Origin of the sequence: Orenia metallireducens, from assembly GCF_001693735.1 — a bacterium.
GTDB lineage: Bacteria > Bacillota > Halanaerobiia > Halobacteroidales > Halobacteroidaceae > Orenia > Orenia metallireducens.
In genome coordinates this window covers 627808-652681 of record NZ_LWDV01000008.1, presented here as the reverse complement: position 1 = coordinate 652681, position 24874 = coordinate 627808, and the positions used below count along the sequence as shown (strand labels likewise).

The window sequence follows — 24874 nt, the reverse complement described above, 5'->3', positions numbered from 1 at the left end:
AACCTTTTACTATCTGTATAAACAAACAAAGGAGGGCTAAAAGCCCTCCTTTGTTTGTTTATTTAATTATTTTTATCCCTACGGGTTTCAAAACCAAGACCCTCCGTGACGGATATTTAACTCATTAAATATCCGTCTACTGCTTCCGCTACATCTCGTCCTTCTCTAATTGCCCAAACGATCAAAGAAGCACCTCTTCTCATATCTCCAGCAGCAAAGACTTTAGCTTTACTTGTTTGATAGCTACCATCTGTCTGAACATTTCCACACTCATCAAAGTCTAATCCTAATTGCTCTAGCATACCTTCATGTTCAGGGTGAACGAAACCGATAGCTAATAGTACCAAATCTACATCTAAAGTAAATTCACTACCTTCAATCTCTTTCATTGTCTTCTTACCATTTTCATCTTCAACCCATTCAACCTTAACAGCTTTAAATTTCTTAAGGTTACCTGCTCCATCACCTTCAAAGCTCTTAGTTAAGATAGACCACTCTCTAACACCAAACTCTTCATCCTTAGCAAAAGCTTCAGCCTCTTGATGAGAGGTAGATGTTCTTAAGATTTGAGGGTACTGTGGCCAAGGGTTATCTGTAGTTCTCTCTTTAGCTGGTTTATCTAATAACTCGATTTGATAAACAGCTTCAGCACCTTGTCTAGTAGAAGTTCCTACACAGTCTGCTCCTGTATCTCCACCACCAATTACAAGTACTTTCTTCCCTTTAGCATCTATTCTCTCATCTGCTGGAACCTCTTTACCAGCATTGATACTATTTTGTTGAGTTAAGAAGTCCATTGCATAATGAATACCCTTTAAGTTACGCCCTTGTACTGGTAGATCTCTTGCTTCTCTAGCTCCACCAGTCAACACTACAGCATCAAATTCCGCTTCTAACTTCTCAGCAGGATAGTCTGTACCAATTTCAGTATTAAAGATAAATTCTACTCCCTCTTCTTTAATCTGATTTACACGGCGTTCTACCACCCATTTTTCAATCTTGAAATCTGGAATTCCATAAACTAACATTCCTCCTGCTTTGTCATCACGTTCAAAGACAGTTACTGAATGTCCCATTCGATTTAACTGTTGAGCTGCTGCCAATCCTGCTGGTCCAGCACCAACTACAGCAACTTTCTTTCCAGTTCTAACCTTAGGTGGTTGAGGCTTAATCCAACCTTCTTCCCAACCCCTTTCAGAGATAGAAAATTCGATATTTTTAATAGATACTGGATCATCATTGATACCCAAAACACATCCTCCCTCACAAGGGGCAGGGCAGACTCGCCCTGTAAAGTCTGGGAAGTTATTTGTACTGTGTAAATTCTCTAATGCTTGCTTCCATTCTCTCTTATGAACAAGGTCATTCCATTCTGGACAGAGGTTATTTACTGGACAAGAGAAACTACAGAATGGAACTCCACAATCCATACATCTAGCACTCTGTCTAGTAATATAATCCTCTTCGATAGGTTCATAGACCTGTTTATAATCTTTAACTCTCTCTTCTACACTACGCTTCTTTCTTGGTTCACGATTATATTCTAAAAATCCTCCTAATTTCCCCATTATTCTGCCTCCTTCCTACTCTTAGCCAACAATTGCTTGTAAGCTGGAGAAATAACCTTGACAAACTTACCTAAGCTATTATCCCAATCAGCTAAAATCTCTTGAGCACGTTCACTATCAGTATAATTAGCATGATTTTCAATTAAAGATTTAAGTTCTGCTATATCATGATCATCTAATTCATCTATATTTACCATACCTGTATTTAATCTATCAGCAAATCCGCCATCGATATCATATACATAAGCGATACCACCACTCATACCAGCACCAAAGTTACGACCTGTCTCTCCTAAGACTACTACTCTACCACCAGTCATATATTCACAGCAATGGTCTCCTACACCTTCAACTACTGCAGAAGCTCCAGAGTTTCTTACAGCAAATCTCTCACCAGCAATACCATTCATGTATAACTGACCACGGATCGCTCCATAAAGGATAGTATTACCACCGATGATATTCTCATGAGCTTTGAAGTCAGACTCTTGAGGCTTCTTAATGATAATCTTGGCACCAAATAGACCTTTACCGATATAGTCATTTGCTTGACCTTCTAAGTTTAAAGTCAATCCCTGCATACCAAAGGTACCAAAGCTTTGGCCTGCATAACCTTTAAAGTTGATAGCAATTGTATCATCAGCTAGTCCCTTAGCACCATAACGCTTAGCAATCTCACCACTTAACATAGTTCCTGTAGTACGATTAACATTATAGATATCAAGGTCTAACTCTACCTTCTCACCATTTTCTAAAGCAGGCTGGGCAAGTTCAATTAACTTACGATCAAGGATATCATCGATACCATGATCTTGAGCTTCTACACATCTATTAGCAATCTTCTTAGGTAAAGTTGGTTGATGTAAAATCTTACTTAAATCGATCCCTTGAGATTTCCAATGCTTAATAGCATCATTCATCTCTAGCTTATCTACTCTACCAATCATTTCATCAACGGTTCTAAAACCTAACTCTGCCATAATTTCTCTCATCTCTTGAGCAACGAAAGTAAAGAAGTTGATTAAATCTTCTACTTTTCCATTAAATCTCTTACGTAATTCAGGGTTCTGAGTAGCTACACCTACTGGACAAGTATTACTATGGCAAGCTCTCATCATAATACAACCTAAAACTACTAGTGAGCTTGTAGAGAACCCATACTCTTCTGCTCCTAATAAAGCAGCAATTGCAATATCTCTACCAGTCTTCATCTGACCATCTGCTTGTACTCTTACCCTACCTCTAAGGTTATTCTTAACCAATACTTGGTGAGTCTCAGATAATCCTAACTCCCAAGGTAGTCCTGTATGCTTAATAGAAGTAAGTGGTGCTGCTCCTGTTCCCCCATCATAACCAGAGACTAAGATCATATCAGCATGGGCCTTAGATACACCTGCTGCAATTGTACCGATACCAATTCGAGATACCAATTTAACACTTACTCTTGCCTCAGGATTAACATTTTTAAGATCAAAGATTAACTGGGCTAAATCCTCAATTGAGTAAATATCATGATGAGGTGGTGGTGAAATCAAATCAATACCTGGTGAAGTATGGCGAACTCTTGCAATCTCCTCACTTACCTTACGCCCTGGTAAATGTCCACCTTCTCCTGGCTTAGCACCTTGAGCCATCTTAATCTGTAACTCATCAGCATTTACTAAATATTCAGTAGTTACTCCAAAACGTCCTGAAGCAACCTGCTTGATTGCACTTCTTCTATCATCCTTGAATCTCTCTGGATCTTCTCCACCCTCTCCAGAGTTGGACATACCACCAATAGCATTCATAGCTTTAGCAATAGTCTCATGAGCTTCCTTAGAAATAGAACCATAAGACATAGCACCTGTTACAAAACGTTTTCTGATCTCTTCAACAGGTTCTACCTCTTCAATTGGAATTGGGTTCTGATTTTTGAACTTAAAGAGCCCTCTGATTGTAGATAGATTATTTGCTTGATTATTGATCATTTCAGCATACTCTTTATAGATATTATAATCATTTACTTTAGCAGCATGTTGTAAAGTAGCGATAGCCTCTGGGCTGAATAGATGCTTTTCACCTTTAGGACGCCACTTATATTTACCTTCATTCTCTAACAAATCATCATTATTAGTTCTAGTATCTTTAAAGGCCTTCTTATGATTAATAAGAACTTCTTGCTCTAGAACATCAAGACCAATACCTTCAATTCTAGAAGTAGTATTTGGGAAGTATCTATCGATAAACTCTTGACTTAAACCAACAGCCTCAAAGATCTGTGCCCCACGGTAACTCTGGATTGTAGAGATACCCATCTTAGACATAATCTTTAACAGACCCTTATTGATAGCTTTGATATAAGCTTTCTTACGTTCTACCTTCTGCTCTTCATCTCCAGAAGATAAGTAAAGCTCTTTGTCATTCATATAAGAGATACTCTCTAAAGCCAAATAAGGATTAACTGCTAATGCACCATAACCAATTAATAAGGCAAAGTGCATTACCTCTCTAGCCTCTCCAGTCTCTACAATAATATCTATACCATTTCTCTTACCTTCTTTGATTAGATAATTATGCAATGCTGAAGTTGCTAATAATGCTGGAATTGGAGCATTAAAGTCATCAACCTTACGATCACTTAACACTAAAATATTATTCCCAGCTTCAATACTCTCTTTAGCATACTTAAATAATCGATTTAACCCTTTCTCTAAACCATTCTTTTCCTCAGGATCAAAGACCATAGGAATAACCTTAGCTCTAAAGTCTTGATCATTTAAGTGGATAATCTTATCTAAATCTCCATTACTTAAGATTGGAGACTCTAATTCAATAGTCTTAGCCTTGTCTTCAGTCTTCTCTAAAACATTACCCTTAACTCCAATATTTGTCTTTAAAGACATAACTATCTCTTCACGAATCGGGTCGATTGGTGGGTTTGTTACCTGTGCAAATAACTGTTTAAAGTAATCAAATAATGACTTAGCACGATTAGATAGAACAGCTAATGGCTCATCATTACCCATAGAACCAATTGCTTCCTTCTTGTTCTCAGCCATAGGTCCAATGATCACACTTAAGTCTTCTCGGCTGTAACCAAAACTCTTTAACCTAGTAATTAAAGTATCAAAATCTTCACTATAACGCTCTTTATCTCCTGCCAAATCCTTTAAATATTTTTTATTCTTCTTCAACCACTCACCATAAGGCTTAGCTGTACTAACCTTCTCCTTAATCTCTTCATCAGAGTAGATTTTACCCTCTGCTGTATCGATTAATAACATCTTACCTGGCTGTAATCTACGGCTCTCTGCAATATTTGTAGGGTCAATTTCTAATGTTCCTACCTCTGAAGCTAGGATTACATAGCCATCCTTAGTAACTGTATATCTAGCGGGTCTTAAACCATTACGGTCTAAAGTAGCACCTATTTGCACACCATCAGTAAAGGCAATAGCTGCTGGACCATCCCAAGGCTCCATTAAACCAGCATTATATTCATAATAATCCCGAACCTCTTCTTTTAAGAATTGATTCTTCTCCCATGGCTCAGGAACTAACATAGTCATAGCCTCAATCAAACTCATTCCAGAAGCTACTAATAATTCAAAAGCATGATCTAGATTAGCCGAGTCACTATCTCTAGAATCGGTGATTGGGAATAACTTACTTATATCATCCCCTATAGTATCACAAGCCAAATCTGGTTCTCTAGCAATCATCCAGTTATGGTTTCCTGTCAGAGTATTAATCTCACCATTATGTGCTAGATATCTAAAAGGCTGTGCTAAATCCCAAGATGGGAATGTATTAGTACTAAAACGTTGATGTACTAAAGCGATAGCCGATTTTAGACTCTTATCTTCCAAGTCTAAGTAGAATTTCTTCATCTGCTCTGGTAAGATTAATCCTTTATATACTAAAACTCTGCTAGAAAAGCTAGGAATACTGAATAATTCAGCGTTCTTAATCTCACTCTCTTCGATAGCCTTTTCAATTCTCTTTCTAATAATATATAATTTTAATTCAAAGTTATCCAAGCCTTCAGCTTTCTTAACAAATACCTGTTTAATCACTGGCAAAGTACTAGCTGCTGTTTCACCGATTGCATCAACCACAACTGGTACATCACGCCACCCTAATACCTCTTGTCCTTCTTCTTGAATAATCTTCTCAATAATTCCTTCTGCTAATAAACTCTCATCTAATTTACGAGGTAAAAAGATCATCCCTACCCCATATTCACCTATAGCTGGTAATTTTACACCCTGCTCTACCATCTTTGTTCTTAAAAACTCATCAGGCAATTGCATTAAAATACCAGCACCGTCTCCAGTTTCTGGGTCTGCTCCTACTGCTCCTCTGTGTTCTAATCTCTCTAAAATCTCTAGTCCCTTCTCTACTACCTCATGGCTCTTTTCACCATCTATTTTGGTAATAAATCCTACACCACAATTATCCCTCTCAAACTGAGGATAATATAATCCTTCTGGTAAAGGCATATTTCTTCTTGTAATCATCTCTACTCCTCCTCTACTAGCTATTATTAATAATTTTACATTATTTACGACTTTAACTTTTCATAATATGAAAAAGAATTTCATAATAAAAAATCTTGTTCTATTATTATACTTGATATCAAGGTAAAAATCAAACAAAATTCGACTAAGATAAGTAAATTATAAAAGAAACAATATCATATTAGAAAATAAACTAATAAAAATAATAAACTCAAGTATAAATGTACGTGTTTTTAGTATCTTGCTATAAAAAAACCAGCTTTTTAAGCTGGTAAAACTCAACTTTAATTTTAAAATTAATCCAAATACTAATTCTTAATCAACAGGAATACAAATTTTTTGACCAATTAATAATTCATCAGGATTAATTCTTGGATTAGCATCTCTTAATTCAGCTACTGAAATCTTATATTTTTTAGCTATAGAGTAAAAGGTATCTCCCTTTTTTACGATATAAAGAATCGATCCTTGAGGGCATTCTACAGGTGGAGTAGCTAAAGGTATACAGATTACTTCACCAACTTTGAGGTTATTAGGTTCAACATAAGGATTAGCTTCCTGCAAGTCATCTACTGATATATTAAACCTATCTGCTATAGCATAGAAACTATCACCTGCTTTGATAGTATAGTAATTTCCTTCTGGGCAAGATGGATACTCTTTTTGTAATGGTATAAATATCTTATCTCCAACCTGTAAATTATCAGGATCTATCTCAGGGTTGGCAGAAATAATTGCAGATACTGTTGTGTTAAAGCGCTGAGCCAATGAGTAAAGTGTATCACCTGCTTTGATTTGATAAGCCTCAGTATTTGGTGGAGCTTGCTGTAACTCTATTTTACTCTTATTATATTCTCCCAAAATATCACCTCTTTATCAAAAATAATATACAATATTATATTCATAGTTATTAGAGATGTGATTTATCAATGGGAATTATTACAAGCCATCTGTTATATTTTTGTTGGTCTAGACAAAAATTTTAATAGTATAATTTCTGATTTTTAAGATAGTTGTTGTCTTCTTCTACCAATTTAAAAAACCAGACATGACATGTCTGGTTTAGGAAATACAGTATTGTATATCACTTTCTTAATTTAATATTTTCTAAATTTAATCTTTTCACCACGTCTTTCAATAATTGCTCCATCTACTTGTAAATCTTTAAGTTGTTGAGAGAACTTCTTAGTGATATCATATTTGTGGGTAAAGTGAATAGGTACTATCATTTGAGGCTTAATTGTTTCAGCAAAATACCTTCCTGCTAAGTAATAACTATCTTCTAATCTGGGATCAACAGGTACAAAGGCTAAGTCAACCTCTTTCTCTGTTAACTTTTCAACCTCTCTTTTGTAATCTTCCTCTTCTACCTTCCTTTCTTCTTCACTAAACCTCTTCCAATCCCACCAGTTTAAATCACCAGCATGGAATATCTTCAATCCATCTACTTCAACATAGTAAGATAACCCTTGATCAGTACTGCCATAAGCTTTAATATAGATATCATTCTCCCAATTAATTTCTTGATACTTGCTTATAGTGTAACGATTATCCTCTTCCTCTGCCTCAACATCATCACTTAGGATATACGTAATATCAGGGTTCATCTGTTCCCATTCAAAGATAACTGGATTAAAGTGATCATGATGATTATGAGTTACAAAAACAATAATATTATCCTCACGTTTAAGAATATCCTTAGTAATTACACCATTGACAATATTTCTATTTCCTTTATTAGGAGTATCATTATAATAATCGAAGATTAAAAAGTGATTTGCTGTCTTAACTGCCACCCCACTATGATATAAATGGTAAATCGTAGCTTCTTTAGCCATAATTATTTCCCCCTTATAAAAACTTATTAATGTTTCATATATTAAACTATTAGGATAGAGACCTAGTTCTACCCAAAATTCTTAGTATTTATTAGTCGATTACCACTAATTACAAAAACTCTATAATATGATTAAATAATTGAACATCTAGATAATTATTTTCTATATATTCTATTACTTTATTTAATAACTGTTGTATATAGACGGTGTCATTGCTTATTGTTACTATTCCCACAGTTGCTAATTTCCAATCATCATGATTAGCAACTTCTGCAATAGATACATTAAATCGATTTTTAATTCGGTTGATAATACTCTTTAATATTCCTCGCTTATTCTTTAGAGAATGGCTCATCGGGATTCTCAATTCTATTGTACAAAATCCCACTATCATGCTAATCATCACCTCATCTACATATTTATTCTAGCCATTACCCTTAAGTTCCTCTACTACCTCTGAAATTCTACCATTTAGATCTCTAATATCCTTATTTATCTCCTCAATATTATCTACCAATTGACTAGATCTACTTGATAGGTTCTTTACCTCATCTGCTACTATAGCAAATCCTTTACCATTACCTTGCTTTGCATCTGCTCTAGCAGCCTCAATAGAGGCATTTAAAGCTAACATATTTAGATTCTTAGTAATCCGTTGAATCTGTTCTAAGAGCTTATTAATATTTTGAGAGTCATCCTCTATCTCTTGATATACTTGATTTAGATGATTAATTACTGTTGTTAGTAATTGATTCTGAAAATTATTATACTCTTCAATCACATTATAAACTAAATATGACCCTTCACTGCTGATTAGTTCTGTATTCTCCCCCTTATTATCTTCAATAGCTGATAATACTTCACTGACACCAGTAACCTCAAGAATTAAATCTAAACTATGGTCTTTAACTACTTCCATCATATTAGATGTAGTCTTAATCTTCTTTTTTTCTGCCATTCTTATACCTGGAGCATCATTATTTATATCTGAAATATATTCTACTTTAATAGAATCCATCTTCAAAAATATCTCTAGTAACTTTTTACCTATCTCGCCTCCACCAATTATCCCTAATTTCATTTGCTTAGTAATATTACCAGTTGCCACTTTAATCCCCTCCCCAAAGGTTAGCTTAATCTGTATAATATTAAATTATATAATATTTAAGTATCCCCAGCTTAAATTTGAGTAAATTTAGAATTACTTATTTAGATTACTATAGATATGATAGATTGTCAAAATAAACGGAGATAAATTACCCTAGTAAAATATTTTAATATAAGAATTATATATAAAGAATTTTAAGGTGAAATTCAATGGGGATATTGGGACACTTTTACTTTTTAAAAAGTAAACAAAATATTAGATTTCACCCCAAGAGTACTTCTTCAGGCGTAGTTCTTCGGGTTTGAAATAATAACCTTCTGTGTCAAATCCTACTCACTACGCAATCAACATTCATTGAAATTAATGAATTCAAGAGTCCTAATTCAAAAATCATCTTAAACTAATTATTTTTAGAGTACTTGCTTCATTCAAACAGAAATTTTCTTCAACTTTAGAGACCTTAACTGTCAACTAATACGAAAGTGTCACAATATCTATTATTTAAATTCTACTCTAAAATTGGATTATTATAATAAACTGAATGAATAATAAATCAATCATTTTTCCTATATATCAAAAAACAAATTATATATATTTATAAATTTTTCTGTTTTATAATAAGTGCTAAGTAATTTTTTTAGTTTATCTAAGCTATCTTCAGATATCTAGTAACTTAGCAAAAGCAACTCTAGTATATCAAATAATTCTATGATATTATTATATTGTATTTTTTAGCCTTTGATTTTAGATATGATTAAGAATCAATAATACTAAGTTTCAATTCTTATTAAATTTAGAAAGGTAGATGAATTAATGAATAACGGTTCGTTATATACTTTATTATCTAAATATGGTAGTTATCAACAAAGAACTGCTGGTGAAAATATTTTTAGTTATGGAGAGTCAGCAGATAAGGTTTATCTAATTATTAAAGGTTTAGTTAGACTATTTATAAAAGATAAGGATGAACAAGAGAAAGAGGTTGCTCGTCTTAGTACTGAAGATATTTTGGGAGAATTAGCATTACTGGGATTAAAGAAACATTCTGCTAGAGCAACTACCTATGAAGATAGTACCTTAATAGAGTTTTCTCCTGAAAACTTTAAAAAATTAATAGCTAATCAAACTATTTTAAATGAAAAGATAATAAGATCTCTTTGCTCTAGAATTGAACTTTTACAACGACCAGTAATTGAATTTCAAAAGCTAAGTAATCCTTCCAAACAAGAGGAATTAAATAGCAAAAACAAAGAAGATACAGAACAAAAAGAAGAAATCAAAAGTACCTCTAACTTTTATCTTAATGGTCATTGTAAGTATACAGAGGTAGCTGGAAAGGATTTTGATTACTATCTTTATGATAAGACTATTAACTGCCCTATCTGTTCTACTAAGATAGAGGTTAAGGAGATACGAAATTCCCGTTTACGCCTTGAAGAGACAAGAGATGATTTACGTCCAATTTATAAGGACTTCAATCCAGATTGGTATAAGATCTGGATATGCTCAAAATGCCTTTATACAGCTAGTAAGGATGACTTTTTTGATCTAAGTAATAGTAGAAAAAGAAGGATAAAAGAGGTGTTTAAAGCCAGAGTACAGGAGATTTTAGGTACCAATTACCAGCCAACTTATAGTGAACCTAGAAAACTAAATGAAGTCTTTGATGCTTATTATTTAGCTATTGAATCATATAATTTAATTGAAGCTAGTAAGGAAAAACTTGCTTATTTGTGGTTGAAGTTAAGTTGGCTTTATGAAGATGTAGCTGAAGAAAAATTGGCTAAAGAGGCTTCTTTTAATGCAATGGAGTATTTGCGTGAATTTTATTTTAAAGAATACCATAGTAGGCTTTCAAATAGTAAAAATAACAAAATAACACTTTTACTATCCTTCTTATTTTATAAGCATGGCTTAAAAGATGAGGCCTTACCATTATTGGATACTTTAGTCCGTAATCCTCAAATTAAGAGAGTCTATAAAGAGATGGCTAGAGATAAATTTATAGAGATTAGAGAAGAAAAAAGAAGAGAGAAGGAGTAAATATATAGAACATAAAAAAAGAGAGTTCACAGGAACTCTCTAAACCCACAAATATGTAAGGCAATAAGCTACTAAAGCTCTTCCTTCTCTTCTGGAAATAGAATTTCCATAATCTCCTTAACAGCCATCTCTACATCCTCTTCAAAATCATACTCTTCTTCTCTAACTTTTTCACTCACCTTCATCACCCCAAAAATATAAGTTTATAGTTGAAAGTTTATAGTGGAGAGTTTCATACTGATTACTAACCAATATAATGACCGCTTATTAAATATACACCTCACCTATCAACTGATCATAGAAAGTATATATTTATTGAGAATTCTACAAATTATGATTTTTTCCTTCTTTTGCTACAAATTATTTGAAAACAAAATCTCTTCAAAAGCTACCTATATTACTAAACTATACAACTTCTGAAGAGTTTCTATATAAATATGCAATCAATTTACTTCTTCATACTCTATATCAATTGAGTTAGCTAAATCCTAATTATCATCCCAGCTAATATAGTCAGCGGAATAAGCCTTATATAGAAAATTACTACTTTCCATTATAATATATTCTTCTTTATCCTTTAACTCTTTTTTATATTCTGCATGGTAACTAGAGGATACTAAGAGTAAAATAATTGAAACTACTATAATTAAAGATATCATTATTGGTAAACCAAAGATCATTGAAGCAGAGACAATCTTCAAATAGATACTACCTTGATTTAGAACATTATTATCAACTTCTTCCATTAATACCATCATTGCTTTTAAGAATTCGCTTAAAAATAAAACTCCTAACACCGCTAAAATTATAGCCAAAAACACCCCAGTGGTCAGTGAGTTAACCATTATCTTATTGGCCTTCTCTTTATCTTTAGCACCAATAGACTGGGCTATTAAAGCAATAGGCTGTCATAGCTCCTATAATCACCATAATCAACCTATTTACTCATATCTACAGCAGCAATAGCCGTAGCACCTAAGCTACCTATCATGATAAAATCTATTACTCCTACTATACTCTGTAAGAACATTCTTAATACTGCTAGCCAAGCTAAATTAAATATGCTCCTTCTAATCTCTCTTGGCGTCTTATTCTCTGCTAAATCAACCATAATATCCACCCTTCTATTTAATTATAAGATTCAAAATAATCCTCCATATAATCTAGAATTGGAGTCAATAAGGCAATCAACTTATGTTGCTCATTAATCTCAAGCTTATTTAAGCATTTTTGTAAGAACTTCTGCCTAGATTCTAATATCTGATTCAGTTTCTCTCTTCCTTGACTTGTTACTTCTAATAAAACTACTCTTCTATCATCACTATCTCTATATCTTTTGACTAAATTATCCTCTACTAAAGCATCAACTATTACTGTTACTGAACTAAACTCTAAATTTTAGTTCAATTTTTGCTTCGTTCAAACAGTAATTTTCTCCAGTTTTAAAGACCTTTTAACTGTTAACTGTACACTATAAACTGAAGTAAAACTGTCGCATTATCTCTCTATTCTATTAATTTCTATATTAAGAAAGTGTAAGGCTAGTAATTGTTAGAGTAGATTTAAAGGTCTATTTAACTTGATGTCGAAATAGTTAGCAACTAGAACATGATTCTTGGAGGGATAAATATACATGGATAGTTTAGCAACAACTGATTCTTTTTCAAAATTGAATAAACTACTGATTTATAGGGGGATTTTAGCAGATAAGTTGCTTCAAAAATTTAGCAATCTACTTTCAAAGCTCAAAAAAGAATCATCTGTGGAAGAGTTACAGGTAGATTATTATGATCTATTAGCTGAATTAATTAGAATTAGTGAAGAGGAAGGGCATAAAGAAAACCTTTGGCAGAACTATCTCCTCAATCTAATTATTAAAGACAAAAACCCTTTTAGTCTTGCCTGTGAAAAGGATAAAGACTTAAAAGGGACTATATATCAATTGGCTCTTAATGACCTAAAGATTCTCATAGAGATATATAATTTCAATCTCAATGACCTTGCTCAACTTCTAAATATTAAGGAGGAGAAATTTATTAATAACTTCTCCCCCTCAAAATCCAACAGAAGATATCAAAATCATTATCAAGAAAGACTAGAAAAATTAAAAAGAGATTTTGATAATATCGACTCTGTAGAAATTCTACTAGAGAAACTTAGCAACTATTATCATACTTTTGGTGCTGGGAAAGTAGCCTATTATAAAGCCTTCAGATGGGATGATAGTTCCTTAATAGGTATTAACAATAGTGATCCAATTACCTTTAAAGAGTTGATAGGATATGAGAGCCAAAAGGAGAAGTTAATCAAAAATACTGAAGCCTTTTTAAATAATAAGCCTGCTAATAATGTACTTCTATATGGAGATAGTGGTACTGGTAAATCTTCATCGATTAAGGCTCTATTGAACCAATATGCTCCACAGGGTCTACGTTTGATTGAACTTGCTAAATATCAGATGAGAGAATTACCAAAGATATTGGAGATACTTAAAGATCGGGGACTATACTTTATTATCTTTATGGATGACCTCTCCTTTGAAGACTTTGAAACAGAGTATAAGTATATGAAAGCAATTATTGAAGGTGGAGTAGAGGTAAAGCCAAATAATGTCTTATTCTATGCTACTTCAAATCGTAGACACTTAATTAAAGAGAAATGGAGTGATCGCGATCAGGAGAGTGGCGAGATTCACTTATCTGATGCGATTCAAGAAAAGATATCTCTAGCTAGCCGTTTTGGTATCACTATCTCCTATGAGTCCCCACAACAGAAGGATTATCTAAAAATAGTTAAGGAATTGGCTAAACAGAATAATATCAATCTATCTGCTGAAGAATTAAAAGAAAGAGCAATTCAATGGGAGATGTGGAATAATGGACGCTCAGGTAGGACAGCCCAGCAATTTATTGATTACCTATTAGGTGAAATGTAACTCTAAAGTTGATTCAATTCATTTTGAATAAATAACTTAACTAAGAATAAGAGAGCAACTCTAATTATATATAATTAGAGTTGCTCTCTTAAAAAATATTACTATTAATAAACTTATCTACTAATTCTGGATCAAATTTTGTTCCTTTATGCTTTTCTAGCTCTTCTAGAGCCTCTTTGTGAGAATTTTTCTTCTGATAGCTTCTCTCTCTAGTTATCATTTCATAGAAGTCTACTATACTGATAATCCTTGCTAAAAGCGGTATCTCTTTTCCCTCCAACCCTTGAGGATAACCTTTTCCATCCCATCGCTCGTGATGAAATAAAATAGAGTTAGCAATAGGTAATAGTTCCTGAAAGTTCCTAACAACTCGATAACCGATTTCACAATGCCTTTTGAGTTGATCCAACTCTTCAACAGTCAAAGCATCCTTCTTATTAAATATCCTCTCTGATACTCCTAATTTACCAATGTCGTGTAAGCGAGCTAATAAAGAGAGATTCTTCAACTCTTCTGAAGATAGATTTAAAGCCTTCCCAAATTTCAAAGCCAAGGTTCTTACCCTTCTAATATGCTTGCCAATTTCATGATCTTTGCTCAATAAAGACCTTTCTAAGGAGATAATCAATGAATTATCTACACTTCTTTTATTCTTTAATTTATCATTATACATTCTATTTTCTGCTATATTAATTATCTTTCTTATACATTGATCAACCTCTGTCTTAGTAGCTACGCCTAAAGCAATGCTAGGAGTTACTAATCCTTTATCCCACTTTCTACATGATACTCGTATTCTCTCAATAATTTTAATTGCATCTCTCAATGAGGTATTAGGTAATAAGATACCAAATTCATCGCCACCCCAACGGGCTACGATATCCTTCTCTCTAGTATTGTCCTGCAAAATATCAGCTATAATCTGTATAACTCTATCCCCTGCTTCATGTCCAAAAGTATCATTGACCATCTTCAAGCAGTTACTATCTGCAATGACTATACTTAATGGTAGTTTATCTACCCTATTTAATTTTCCAATCATCTCTTCATAATAATAACGATTATAAAGCCCTGTCAAATCATCATGATAGCCTAAATAAATCATTTTCTCCTCTAACCTCTTACGCTCTGTGATATCTATTAAAGATATTATACTTCTCTTACAATTATTAATCAAGCTAATTTGTAGTAATGCTATTCTCTCTATTCCTAATTTGTGAATAATTTCAACCTCATAATTATTAGTGATATCATCATCTCTTCTACGCTGTTTGTAGTAGCAGTTAATCTTTTTTACGTCTTCTAACCTAATAAAATCTTCCAAACCCATCTTTCCTTCCAACTCATCTTTAGAATAGCCAATTAAATTCTCTAACTCTCTATTGACCAAGGATATCCGATTATCCTCATCACTGATTAACATAGCAGTGGCCGTCTCTTCAAACAAGACTCGATAAATATTAGTACTTGTATTTAAATTACTTCTCTTATCCTTCTTTACTCCTTTGTGCGAACTACTCACAAAAGCTTCCCTCCTCCCCACTTAAGACACTGCCCTTGAAATAATTGATAAAAATAGCTGAAAAATCAAAGCTTTATCTACATTATATTAAATAGAGCTTAAAAGTATTAATCTTTAAAGATACCATTTAATTATTTTAAATAACTATATTAGTCAACTTAATTAAAGTTCTAAATAAAAATCAGAGATTATTATCAAATTATCAATAATTAGTAATTCATACCAATCAAAAATAAAATAAATACCAGAACTTCATGTATTTTATATTAGGCTTAAAGCCAAAATAATAAAAGAATTTATAATAAAACACTTAACAAGAAAGGCGGTCGTTAAATTATGGATATCAATCGTAGAATTGCAGTGGATGGGAGCTTATCAAATTTAAAGAAGCATCTTCACCTATATGGTTATGAGATTGATGATTTAAATGCTGATAATCTAGGAGATGTTTCAGCAGTTATTACCAATGGAGATGACCATGACTTAATGGAGAAGAGAGAAATTGCTACTCCAATAATCAATGGTCAAGGTCATTCTGCTGAAGAGATAAAGAATATGATTGAAAATGGAGTATCTGGATTGATTTAGAAATAACCGCCTTATAAGGCGGTTATTTTAATTTATAGGTTTATTAATTAGTATTAATTATGAAAATTAATGTATTCTATTAATAATTTAAGGCCAAAATATTAAAGGATTAAATTTTAAAAAACAATAAAAATATTAATTAAAGGGGCGACTTTATATGAAGGGTAAAATTGCAGTAGAAGGTTCTTTATCAAATATCAAAGAAGCATTAAAGAAAGATGGTTTTGAGGTAGCTGACTTAAATAACAATACTATGCAGAATGTTGATGCAATTGTAGTTACAGGAGCAGACAATAATATGATGAATATGTCTAATATCCAAAGCAAAGCCCAAATTATCAACGCTAAAGGACTTTCAGCAGAAGAGGTTAAAAGTGAACTCAAAGATAGATTGGTTTAAAAAATCGCCATTTTGGCGGTTTTTTTATTATAACTATCAGTAAATAAAAATGAATCAATAGAGAGATATTCTTACTTTAAAAAAGTGAGCAAATCTTTAATCAATTCAATTAAAAGACATTTTTTGAAGGATATCCTCTAAAACCAACTCATATATGTCATATAAAAACTAAAATTAAAATCAAAACTTACTTTAAATTCCACCTTAACTTATGTTACAATAGAGAAAGCTTATTTCTAATAAAAGGGGTGTTAAAATGATTGCACCAAAGCAGATCTTAAATATTGCAGCTTATGCTGGAAATATCATTCTCAGTAATGGTGGAGAGATATATAGAACTGAAGATACTATGAATCGTATCTGCCATGCCTATGGGATAAAGTATGTAGATAGTTTAGTAACGCCAACTGGTATCTTTATCTCAATCGATGATGGGCAGGGTAGCTCAGAAACAATAGTCAAAAGAATACATAAAAGAAGGATAAATTTGACTAAAATAAGTCAAGTCAATAGCTTTTCACGAAACTTACAAGCAAAAACCCTAACTTACCAAGAAGCAATGGCTGAATTAAGGGCTATAAATGAAGGAAAACCTAAAACAAAATTAAAGTTTGGATTATTATTTATCTCTTTTGGAGTCTCTATGAATGTTATCTTAATGAGAGCAAGTTATATCAATATAATTCCTTCAATCTTAGCCAGCTTAGGTGCCCAAATTGTTATCAAAAAGATGGGATTTTTAGGGGATATCAACTTTATCCCTGAAATAGTAGCAGGATTTATTGGAGGAATCATCTCATTATTCTGTTATAAACATGGCTTGGGCGATAATCTAGGGATAATAACAGTAAGTGCCATCTTACCCTTCGTCCCAGGGGTTGCTTTAACCAACTCTATCCGTGATGCAATCAGTGGAGATCTTATTTCAGCTACTAGTCGAGGTATTGAAGCAACCTTAATTGCTATTAGCTTGGCTGTGGGAGCAGCTCTCTCTTTGGGGGTGCTTTATCGATGAATATTATATTAGAATTATTGGCTTCTTTTATCACAGTAATAACCTTTGGTTCTATCTTTCAAGCACCTAAGAAGAGTTTATGGCTATTAGGGTTAACTGGTACTATCTGTTGGGGGAGCTTTATCATCCTTGAACAGCTAACCTCTTACAATGTTGTTATCTCATCTTTTATAGCATCTATTATTGTAGGAATTTGTAGTGAGATATTTGCTAGAATAATGAAAATCCCTGTAACCATCTTTGTTATAGCTGGGATTATTCCCTTGGTACCAGGAATACCTGCCTATAATACTATGCTCTTTATCCTCCAAGGTGAATACATCAAAGGCCTAGAAAAGGGAATTAACACCTTAATGATAGCTGGTGCTATCGCCTTTGCTACGGCTATTGTAGGGGCAGGAGCTAGATATTACAAGGAATTTAAAAGAAAGATAAACTCTTAAGCCAGTAAATAGAACAAATAATCTAATCATTTAATAAGACAAGAAAGCGACCTTAAAGGTCGCTTTTCATTTAGACTATTCTTCTTCATTATTATCTTTAGACCATTTATTTATCTTTTCTTGAACGAGATAATTAATAGTTCCTTCAGGGTATGTTCCGTTATCTTGAACTTGACCAGCTTTCTTACCTGTTAGAATCTCAAGTCCCTCTTCTACATTGCTAATAGCATAGATATTAAACTCCTCTTTCGCTACTGCTGCTATCACCTCATCAGATAGCATCAAATCTTCAACATTCTGGATTGGAATTATTACACCTTGCTCACCAGTTAACCCTCTACTCTTACATAGTTTGAAGAATCCTTCTATCTTCTCATTGACACCACCAATTGGTTGGACCTCTCCTTTTTGATTGATAGAACCAGTTACTGCTATTCCCTGATTGATTGGAACCTCTGCTAAAGCTGACAATAGAACATATAGCTCAGTACTTGAAGCACTATCACCATCTATTCCCGAATAGAGCTGTTCAAAGCAGAGACTAGCTGATAAAGATAGCGGTACCTCTTGGGCAAACTTCTCACCTAAATAAGCCGTTAAGATCAATAGTCCTTTATTATGAATCTTACCACTCATCTTTGTCTCCCTTTCAATATTAACGACTCCACGATTACCTTTATAGACCGATGCTGTAATCTTAACAGGCTTACCAAAAGAATATTCACCTAAGTCCAATACCGATAGACCATTGATCTCTCCTACCTTCCATCCTTCACTTTCAATTAATAACTTGTGTTTACGATATAATTCCTGTATTCTCTCTTCATAATTGGAAGAACGCTTAATTCTCTCAATTATACTCTTTTCTATCTCTTCTTTACCAATTATATCTCTTCCCTCCAACCTAGCCCATTCATCTGCTTCACATAATAGATCAGTTATGATTGTAAATTTAGTAGTAACCTTCTTCTGACTATCTACTCTTCGGGAAAGATACTCGATTATCTTAGCTACAGCCTGACGGTTAAGGTGTAAAAAACCATTCTCTTGGCACTCACGACTGATAAATTGGACTATCTGATAAGTACTCTCTTGACTTAGCTCCATCTCTCTTTTAAAATCAGACTTTACTTTAAATAACTCTTTAAACTCTTGATCATATTGATAAAGAAGATAGTATAACTCAATATCTCCAATAATTACAATCTTAACATCGATAGGTATCGGTTGAGGCTCTAAGGTTGCTAGAGGAATCTTATCGAATTCTTCACCTATATGCTCCATCTTCAATCTTCTAGACTTTAAGACCCTCTTAATCAACTGCCATGACTTAAAATTGGTTAATAAATCTTTAGCTTCTAAAATTAAATATCCCCCATTAGCTTGATGCAAAGAACCTGAGCGGATATGGGTAAAATCTGTAGCTAACTCTCCAGATTTATTACTATATTCAACTCTACCATTTAAATTATAATAGGTAGGGTTACTCTCTACAATTACTGGGCTTCCCTCTACATTGCTATTATCAACTAAGAGATTGACCTCATATTTTGTAGAATAATCTTTACTGTTATCCTCTGCAAAGAATAATAAAGAGTTATTTGGCTCATCAGGTTCTTTAAAATCATCCAAATTATGTAATATATCATCTCTTACCTCACCTAAATAATCTACTACTTTATCAAAATCTGAATATTTTTGAATCAACTCATCTAAATAGTTATCTATAATATTTTCAGCTAATTGATAATCCAGACTCTCAATCTCTTTAGTAAATTCTTCATTCCATTTCTCAATTTTAGTAAAAGATTGGTCTAATAACTGTTGAATCTTTCTAGTATCTTCATTGATCTGATCCTGCTCTTTCTGTGATAAGTTCTTATACTCTTCTTCTCTCATTGGACTTTCATCATCTTTGATAGGGATAATCGCAAAACCACCTTTCTCCCTCTCTAAGAGATAACCAGCCTCCTTGACTTTCTCTTGAACTGTATTGATAAGTCCAGTACTTATCTTCTGATATTTACTCTTTATCTCTCTCTTCTGTTTAATATACTCTTCTCCAGCAAATAATTCAGCAATATCACCCTCTATATTATCTATAAGATCTTCCATATCTCTTTTAAACTCTCTTCCTAATCCTACTGCCAACTTTAAATATCTAGGCTTACTTGGATTAGAGAAGTTATAGACATAACACCAATCAACCGACTTTCTTTCCCCTTGGGCCTTCTTACTTACCAAGGCTTTAATATATTCTAATTCCTTACAACCAGAAAAATTAACAACAAAAATATTATAACCAGGATGATCGATATCTAGCCCAAAATTTATCGCCTTAACAGCTTCCTTTTGTCCAATAATCTCTTTAGCAGGTTCAACATCTGCTGTTGTTTCAAAATCAATTCCCTCTAAAGTACATCTATTCTTCAAACGTTCAACACTCAATCTATACTCATTCATCCTCTTTCCCTCCTTTCTGATAATAGTATATTTTAGCAATGCCAATTTTGATAATCATATTTGAAATTAATTGAATATAAATATGAAAATAGTGATTTAAATCGATACACAGCCCCAACTTTAGAATCAGATTTAATTATGAAATTAAAGGTAGATAATACGATAATTTAGTAATGAGTAATAAGTGACAAGCAACAAATAAAAAAACTTAACCTATCATCTGTTACTCGTCACTGTATTTTACACCCATTAAGCTTCACTCTAAAGTCAAATAACAGAATATTCCCCAAAAAGAAAAAGAAGCCCCACGGCTTCCCTCAAAAATCTTATTTAGCTTTAGTTTTAGCAATATAAAAGTACTTATCTCCACTCTTTACTTCTTCATCATTAGCAGGATTAGTGATAATCTTATCTTTCCGTTTAATTCCTAATAGAATTATATCATCTTCTCGTTTATATTTGGTAAATACATCTAAAAAAATCTTGCCTACATCCTGCTTATCAGCAGCAAAGATATAAATCTCATTACCACTCTCATTTGATAATAGTTCACTGATAACTTGGGACGTCCCCTGATACAAAGCTGAACGCACCATTAATTGACTATTAATTTGATTGTTGACTATTATCTCATCAACATTAGCATTTTTTAAATGAATTTTGTTCTCACTACTGCTAATCTCAGCTATAGTATAGATATCAGGATTAAGAGTTTCGATAGTCAGTACTGTCAATACAGTGGTAGCATCATTCTCATCAGAATTTAAGACAATTGCGCTTTTAGCCCTTTGCACACCAGCTCTTTTGAGAACCTCTTCTCTGGTAATATCACCACGAACAAAATGTACCAAATTATTATCTGGAAAAGGGTCTCGCTCAATATCAGCAACTAAGACTATCTGCTTTCTATCAATATCCTCATTTAAAATCTGATTGATTATCTCCTTAGCTTTATTGCTCCAACCACAAATTACTATATGACCACTATATTCAGCCTCCAATTCACCTAACTCCCTTCTTCTTTTAAAGTCAATAAAGATATCAGCCAATTTTGCTGTAATGCCTCCAACAATTCCAATTCCTAATAACATAACTACAATAGATATGATACGACCTAATATAGTAACAGCATACTTGTCACCATAACCAACAGTAGTAGCTGTTACAATCGCCCACCATAAAGCATCTATAAAGTTAGCAAACTGCTCATCAGGCTCTACCAACATAATCAAGGCGGCACTTGAGACTATAATAAGAATCGCAATAAATATCAGCCAATGAAAGGTATGACGGTCTAATTTAAATTTAAACTTCTTAAAATACTGAACTAACACATTAAACATTCTAGAATGTCCTCCTTAATCAATAATCCTCCCAAGCCCGGTTATACTCTCTAATCAATGACGGTCTAGTCAAAGTATTGACCCCTACCTCTTTCTTAATCTTGAATATATCATCTCCAAAATAAAATAAGCTTGGTAACATCTCTGTGGTTAAAAACCTTGTATCTACCTCTACTTTTAGATCCTTAACCTCAAATTCAAACCCCTTAGTTCCTAAGTTAAAGCCCCAATCTCCAAAGGAGGCTAAGTAAGCATGATAAGGTCTAGTATAAAAACCAGCCTTGTTAATAGTATGATGGATCATCCAAAAAGCTCTGCTAGCGAAGTAAGGAGAAGTAGATTGAACAACAACCACCCCTTGATTTTTCAAATGATCATATATCATCTGATAAAAGTTCACTGTATATAGCTTGTTCAAACTTTCGTCATTAGGGTCTGGTAAATCTACTATTACTAGATTATAACTCTTAGCACTCTCTTCTAAGTACTGATAGGCATCCTGGTTATAAATCTTAACCCTCTTATCAGCCAACGAACCTTGGTTAAACTTTAGTAGATACTTAGAGTTCTGCCCTAGATCGGTCATACTCTTATCTAAATCTACTAAATCAATCTCTTCAACCTCTGGATACTTCAATAGTTCTCTAACGACTAAGCCATCTCCACCACCCAAAATTAAAATCCTGCTTCTCCTATTTACAAGGCTCATAGCAGGATGAACTAAGGGTTCATGGTAACGATATTCATCTCTAGAAGAGAACTGTATATTACCATTTAAAAATAGCCTAACATCATCTTTATTCTTAGTTATTACAATCTTTTGATACTTACTCTGCTTAGAGTAGACTACCTTATCCTGATATAGCTTCTGTTCTATATACTCTTCAGTACCCTTAACTGTAATAATTCCAACAGTTAATGAGATTAAAATTAAGACTAGAAATACTCCAATGAATTTATCCAGCTTCATCCTGTTTCTATATTTAAAATAGACTATTCCTGCTACAACTAAATTCAAAATCCCCATAATATAGCTAGTCTTAATAAATCCAAAGTTAGGTAAGAGGATAATAGGAAATAATAAGGAGCCAATCAATCCTCCAATATAATCGGCCGATAAGACATTAGCAAGAGTTATCTTCAAATCCTCATACTCCTCAATAATTCTAGTCAATAAAGGTAACTCTAAACCTGTTAATGAACCAATAGTTATAATCAATAAGAACATTATAACTATATAAAGCTCCGAAATAGCATAACTATAGAATAATAGCACACCAGAGATTCCACCAACCAAGCCTAGTAATGTCTCCACTAACATAAATTTACTCATCAAACCCTCTTCAACATACTTTGAGAGTAGTGAACCAATTCCTAGAGCCGTCATAAATAGCCCTATAGTTATAGAGAATTGATAGACACTATTGCCCAATAGGTATGATGATATTCCTCCTATAATTAACTGATATGTAATCCCAGAGATTGATACAAAAAAGGCACAGAACATTAATGGAGCTATTATCTTAATATCTTCTAAATTCTTTTCTCTAGCCATAACTACACCCCTACCAATCAGTTTACAGTTGACAATATACAATTTACAGTTAAAATCAAAGTTCTAAATCTCTAAAAAATTTAATGTTTTAACTGTATACTCTAAACTATACATTGTACATTAATTTTTTATTTGCCAAATCCAAAGCCTCCACCTCTTGTCGAAGAACGTCCAATACTACCACTGCGGATAGTACCACCCCAATAATTCACTATTGGTCCCCGATAACGATTATATGCTCTACTATGCCCCATTACTTCAATATCAGTATTATTCAATCCTTTGGGCTTTAACACAACAATATGATTCTCGTATAATAAAAACCTATTATTATTAGATGTTCTAATGTCTCTAGGTCTTTTCAAATTACTAATCTTGCTAGAAGTACTAGTCAAATTGTAGGGCGATTGGTAGATTAGCACATCATTCTCCCTTCCCTTTAATTTGAATTTCTCATCGATTTTTTTTGCAATTGATGCACTAGGAAAGAGAGCTACCCCAATTACAACCATAATAACTAACACAATAATTCCAATAGTAAAGGACTCATTAAACATATTATATCTCCTTTCAAATAATCAGTACTTATAAATAATATCGAAATTGATAATAAGATTGGCAATATTACTATCTTTACTTCTTTTTAATTATGGACTAGCTGACCAAAGTTGGTTATTTAAAAAATCAAAAAACAATTATACGGATAAATACTGATTTCATCAACTTATCTTCTCCTTCTAAAATCCATTATAAAATAAAGCCCCAGTTAAGAGGCTTCATTTTATCAAAATCTATAATTTTGATCTATTTATTGCTATCTTCCTTATCCATTTCAGCTTTTAACTTAGCTAACTCATCATCTACTGAATCATTATCATTTAATTTTTCAAACTCAGCTTCCAAATCATCCTTCTCTAATTCATCATATAATTCATTACTTGCTTCTGCTCTCGCCTTCATCTTATCAACCTTAGATGCTAACCTATCTAAATCATCGGCAGCTGAATATTTTCCTAGACCACTTAAAGTCTCATTGATTTCTGTAGTAGCCTTGGCATTCTTAGCTTCAGCAATCAATTCATCCTGTTGATCCTCTGCTTCTTCAATCTTCTTCTTCAACTCTTCAAGCTTTCTCTTATGTAAATCAGCAGTCCTTCTTCTAGCTTCTGCTTGCTCTTTATACTTATTATATTTCTTTTCAGCTGCCTGCTTCTTCTCTAAAGCCTTACGTGCTAAATCCTCTTTATTAGCTTCTAAAGCTTGTTTAGCTCGGTCATTCCAGTGTTCCATCTCTTCTTTGGCTTCATCCCTTTTAGCTTCTACCTCTTTTACTAAAGTGATCGATTTATTAACAGCTACTTTTGCTTGACGATACTCATCTTTCATCTTACGAATTTCCTCTTTAACAACAACTTCAATATTCTTATCTTCCCACTTATCAATAGCTTCATTAGCCTTGCCACTCATTACAGTCTTAATACGATCAAAGATTCCCATTATTCAATCCCTCCTGTATTTTAATAATTTAAAGCTAATAGTCATTAATTAATT

General features: G+C 33.1%; 20 protein-coding genes and 1 pseudogene. 6 read left to right on the top strand and 15 right to left on the bottom strand.

Annotated features, from left to right (window positions below; translation table 11 throughout):
• Window positions 1-116: 116 nt before the first annotated feature.
• The 6 genes from U472_RS07875 to U472_RS07850 all read right to left on the bottom strand — a co-directional run bounded on the left by U472_RS07875 (window position 117) and on the right by U472_RS07850 (window position 9016).
• Complete coding sequence (locus tag U472_RS07875) at window positions 117-1568, bottom strand: glutamate synthase subunit beta (RefSeq protein ID WP_068717175.1); 1452 nt, start codon at window positions 1566-1568, stop codon at window positions 117-119.
• Window positions 1568-6070, bottom strand: coding sequence for a glutamate synthase large subunit (gene gltB / locus U472_RS07870; RefSeq protein WP_068717173.1), 4503 nt, complete (start codon window positions 6068-6070; stop codon window positions 1568-1570). Before gltB ends, U472_RS07875 begins: the two co-directional genes overlap by 1 nt.
• Window positions 6071-6385: 315 nt before the next feature.
• Window positions 6386-6931 carry a LysM peptidoglycan-binding domain-containing protein gene (locus tag U472_RS07865; protein WP_245684763.1) on the bottom strand — a complete coding sequence of 182 codons (546 nt, stop codon included), beginning with the start codon at window positions 6929-6931 and terminating at the stop codon, window positions 6386-6388.
• Window positions 6932-7167: 236 nt separating this feature from the next.
• Window positions 7168-7908: an MBL fold metallo-hydrolase gene (locus tag U472_RS07860; RefSeq protein ID WP_068717171.1), complete on the bottom strand. Its 741-nt coding sequence runs from the start codon at window positions 7906-7908 to the stop codon at window positions 7168-7170.
• Window positions 7909-8017: 109 nt separating this feature from the next.
• A complete protein-coding gene (locus U472_RS07855) occupies window positions 8018-8311 on the bottom strand; it encodes a DUF503 domain-containing protein (protein ID WP_218059050.1) in 294 nt (97 codons plus the stop codon).
• A gap of 21 nt (window positions 8312-8332) precedes the next feature.
• Window positions 8333-9016: a methyl-accepting chemotaxis protein gene (locus U472_RS07850; protein ID WP_245684762.1), complete on the bottom strand. Its 684-nt coding sequence runs from the start codon at window positions 9014-9016 to the stop codon at window positions 8333-8335.
• Window positions 9017-9829: 813 nt separating this feature from the next.
• Between U472_RS07850 and U472_RS07845 the strand changes: the two genes are divergently transcribed.
• Complete coding sequence (locus U472_RS07845; protein ID WP_068717167.1) at window positions 9830-11059, top strand: DUF2225 domain-containing protein; 1230 nt, start codon at window positions 9830-9832, stop codon at window positions 11057-11059.
• 488 nt (window positions 11060-11547) lie between these two features.
• Here the strand turns inward: U472_RS07845 and U472_RS07840 are convergent, their stop codons facing one another.
• The 3 genes and pseudogenes from U472_RS07840 to U472_RS17670 form a co-directional block, all read right to left on the bottom strand.
• Window positions 11548-11904: a hypothetical protein gene (locus tag U472_RS07840; protein ID WP_068717165.1), complete on the bottom strand. Its 357-nt coding sequence runs from the start codon at window positions 11902-11904 to the stop codon at window positions 11548-11550.
• Window positions 11905-11996: 92 nt separating this feature from the next.
• The gene (locus U472_RS16780) at window positions 11997-12170 is read right to left on the bottom strand and encodes a hypothetical protein (protein ID WP_176714127.1); all 174 of its coding nucleotides are present in this window, start codon (window positions 12168-12170) and stop codon (window positions 11997-11999) included.
• Between the two features lie 17 nt (window positions 12171-12187).
• Window positions 12188-12442, bottom strand: a pseudogene (locus U472_RS17670) (MarR family winged helix-turn-helix transcriptional regulator); the annotation flags it as partial.
• A gap of 250 nt (window positions 12443-12692) precedes the next feature.
• Here U472_RS17670 and U472_RS07835 point away from each other — a divergent pair.
• On the top strand, window positions 12693-13994 hold the full coding sequence (locus U472_RS07835) for an ATP-binding protein (protein WP_068717163.1): 1302 nt from the start codon (window positions 12693-12695) through the stop codon (window positions 13992-13994).
• Window positions 13995-14082: 88 nt separating this feature from the next.
• Here U472_RS07835 and U472_RS07830 read toward each other — a convergent pair whose 3' ends face one another.
• The gene (locus U472_RS07830) at window positions 14083-15516 is read right to left on the bottom strand and encodes a diguanylate cyclase (protein ID WP_068717161.1); all 1434 of its coding nucleotides are present in this window, start codon (window positions 15514-15516) and stop codon (window positions 14083-14085) included.
• 336 nt (window positions 15517-15852) lie between these two features.
• Between U472_RS07830 and U472_RS07825 the strand changes: the two genes are divergently transcribed.
• The 4 genes from U472_RS07825 (at window position 15853) to U472_RS07810 (ending at window position 17962) form a co-directional block, all read left to right on the top strand.
• Complete coding sequence (locus U472_RS07825; protein ID WP_068717159.1) at window positions 15853-16104, top strand: YkuS family protein; 252 nt, start codon at window positions 15853-15855, stop codon at window positions 16102-16104.
• A gap of 157 nt (window positions 16105-16261) precedes the next feature.
• Window positions 16262-16504, top strand: a complete 243-nt coding sequence (locus U472_RS07820) for a YkuS family protein (protein WP_068717157.1) — start codon at window positions 16262-16264, stop codon at window positions 16502-16504.
• Between the two features lie 256 nt (window positions 16505-16760).
• Window positions 16761-17519 (top strand): threonine/serine exporter family protein, encoded by a 759-nt coding sequence (locus U472_RS07815; protein WP_068717155.1) that lies wholly within the window; start codon window positions 16761-16763, stop codon window positions 17517-17519.
• Entirely contained in the window at window positions 17516-17962 is a 447-nt protein-coding gene (locus U472_RS07810) for a threonine/serine exporter family protein (RefSeq protein WP_068717153.1), read from the top strand. Before U472_RS07815 ends, U472_RS07810 begins: the two co-directional genes overlap by 4 nt.
• Window positions 17963-18037: 75 nt before the next feature.
• On the opposite strand, the gene U472_RS07805 is transcribed toward U472_RS07810, so the two are convergent.
• The 5 genes from U472_RS07805 to U472_RS07785 all read right to left on the bottom strand — a co-directional run bounded on the left by U472_RS07805 (window position 18038) and on the right by U472_RS07785 (window position 24820).
• Window positions 18038-20425, bottom strand: a complete 2388-nt coding sequence (locus U472_RS07805) for a Lon protease family protein (RefSeq protein ID WP_068717151.1) — start codon at window positions 20423-20425, stop codon at window positions 18038-18040.
• 326 nt (window positions 20426-20751) lie between these two features.
• Window positions 20752-21768 (bottom strand): potassium channel family protein, encoded by a 1017-nt coding sequence (locus tag U472_RS07800; RefSeq protein WP_068717149.1) that lies wholly within the window; start codon window positions 21766-21768, stop codon window positions 20752-20754.
• 19 nt (window positions 21769-21787) lie between these two features.
• A complete protein-coding gene (locus U472_RS07795) occupies window positions 21788-23323 on the bottom strand; it encodes a polyamine aminopropyltransferase (protein ID WP_068717147.1) in 1536 nt (511 codons plus the stop codon).
• 128 nt (window positions 23324-23451) lie between these two features.
• Window positions 23452-23880, bottom strand: a complete 429-nt coding sequence (locus U472_RS07790) for a DUF4247 domain-containing protein (protein WP_068717145.1) — start codon at window positions 23878-23880, stop codon at window positions 23452-23454.
• Window positions 23881-24127: 247 nt separating this feature from the next.
• On the bottom strand, window positions 24128-24820 hold the full coding sequence (locus U472_RS07785) for a PspA/IM30 family protein (RefSeq protein WP_068717144.1): 693 nt from the start codon (window positions 24818-24820) through the stop codon (window positions 24128-24130).
• Window positions 24821-24874 lie beyond the last annotated feature (54 nt).

Coding starts and splice junctions, on each gene's coding strand:
- gltB (WP_068717173.1), bottom strand. CDS start 6,070: ATGATTACAAGAAGAAATATGCCTTTACCAGAAGGATTATATTATCCT.
- U472_RS07795 (WP_068717147.1), bottom strand. CDS start 23,323: ATGGCTAGAGAAAAGAATTTAGAAGATATTAAGATAATAGCTCCATTA.
- U472_RS07845 (WP_068717167.1), top strand. CDS start 9,830: ATGAATAACGGTTCGTTATATACTTTATTATCTAAATATGGTAGTTAT.
- U472_RS07810 (WP_068717153.1), top strand. CDS start 17,516: ATGAATATTATATTAGAATTATTGGCTTCTTTTATCACAGTAATAACC.
- U472_RS07825 (WP_068717159.1), top strand. CDS start 15,853: ATGGATATCAATCGTAGAATTGCAGTGGATGGGAGCTTATCAAATTTA.
- U472_RS07875 (WP_068717175.1), bottom strand. CDS start 1,568: ATGGGGAAATTAGGAGGATTTTTAGAATATAATCGTGAACCAAGAAAG.
- U472_RS07840 (WP_068717165.1), bottom strand. CDS start 11,904: ATGGTTAACTCACTGACCACTGGGGTGTTTTTGGCTATAATTTTAGCG.
- U472_RS07800 (WP_068717149.1), bottom strand. CDS start 21,768: ATGTTTAATGTGTTAGTTCAGTATTTTAAGAAGTTTAAATTTAAATTA.
- U472_RS16780 (WP_176714127.1), bottom strand. CDS start 12,170: ATGGTTGATTTAGCAGAGAATAAGACGCCAAGAGAGATTAGAAGGAGC.
- U472_RS07790 (WP_068717145.1), bottom strand. CDS start 23,880: ATGTTTAATGAGTCCTTTACTATTGGAATTATTGTGTTAGTTATTATG.
- U472_RS07815 (WP_068717155.1), top strand. CDS start 16,761: ATGATTGCACCAAAGCAGATCTTAAATATTGCAGCTTATGCTGGAAAT.
- U472_RS07805 (WP_068717151.1), bottom strand. CDS start 20,425: ATGAATGAGTATAGATTGAGTGTTGAACGTTTGAAGAATAGATGTACT.
- U472_RS07820 (WP_068717157.1), top strand. CDS start 16,262: ATGAAGGGTAAAATTGCAGTAGAAGGTTCTTTATCAAATATCAAAGAA.
- U472_RS07855 (WP_218059050.1), bottom strand. CDS start 8,311: ATGATTAGCATGATAGTGGGATTTTGTACAATAGAATTGAGAATCCCG.
- U472_RS07860 (WP_068717171.1), bottom strand. CDS start 7,908: ATGGCTAAAGAAGCTACGATTTACCATTTATATCATAGTGGGGTGGCA.
- U472_RS07785 (WP_068717144.1), bottom strand. CDS start 24,820: ATGGGAATCTTTGATCGTATTAAGACTGTAATGAGTGGCAAGGCTAAT.
- U472_RS07835 (WP_068717163.1), top strand. CDS start 12,693: ATGGATAGTTTAGCAACAACTGATTCTTTTTCAAAATTGAATAAACTA.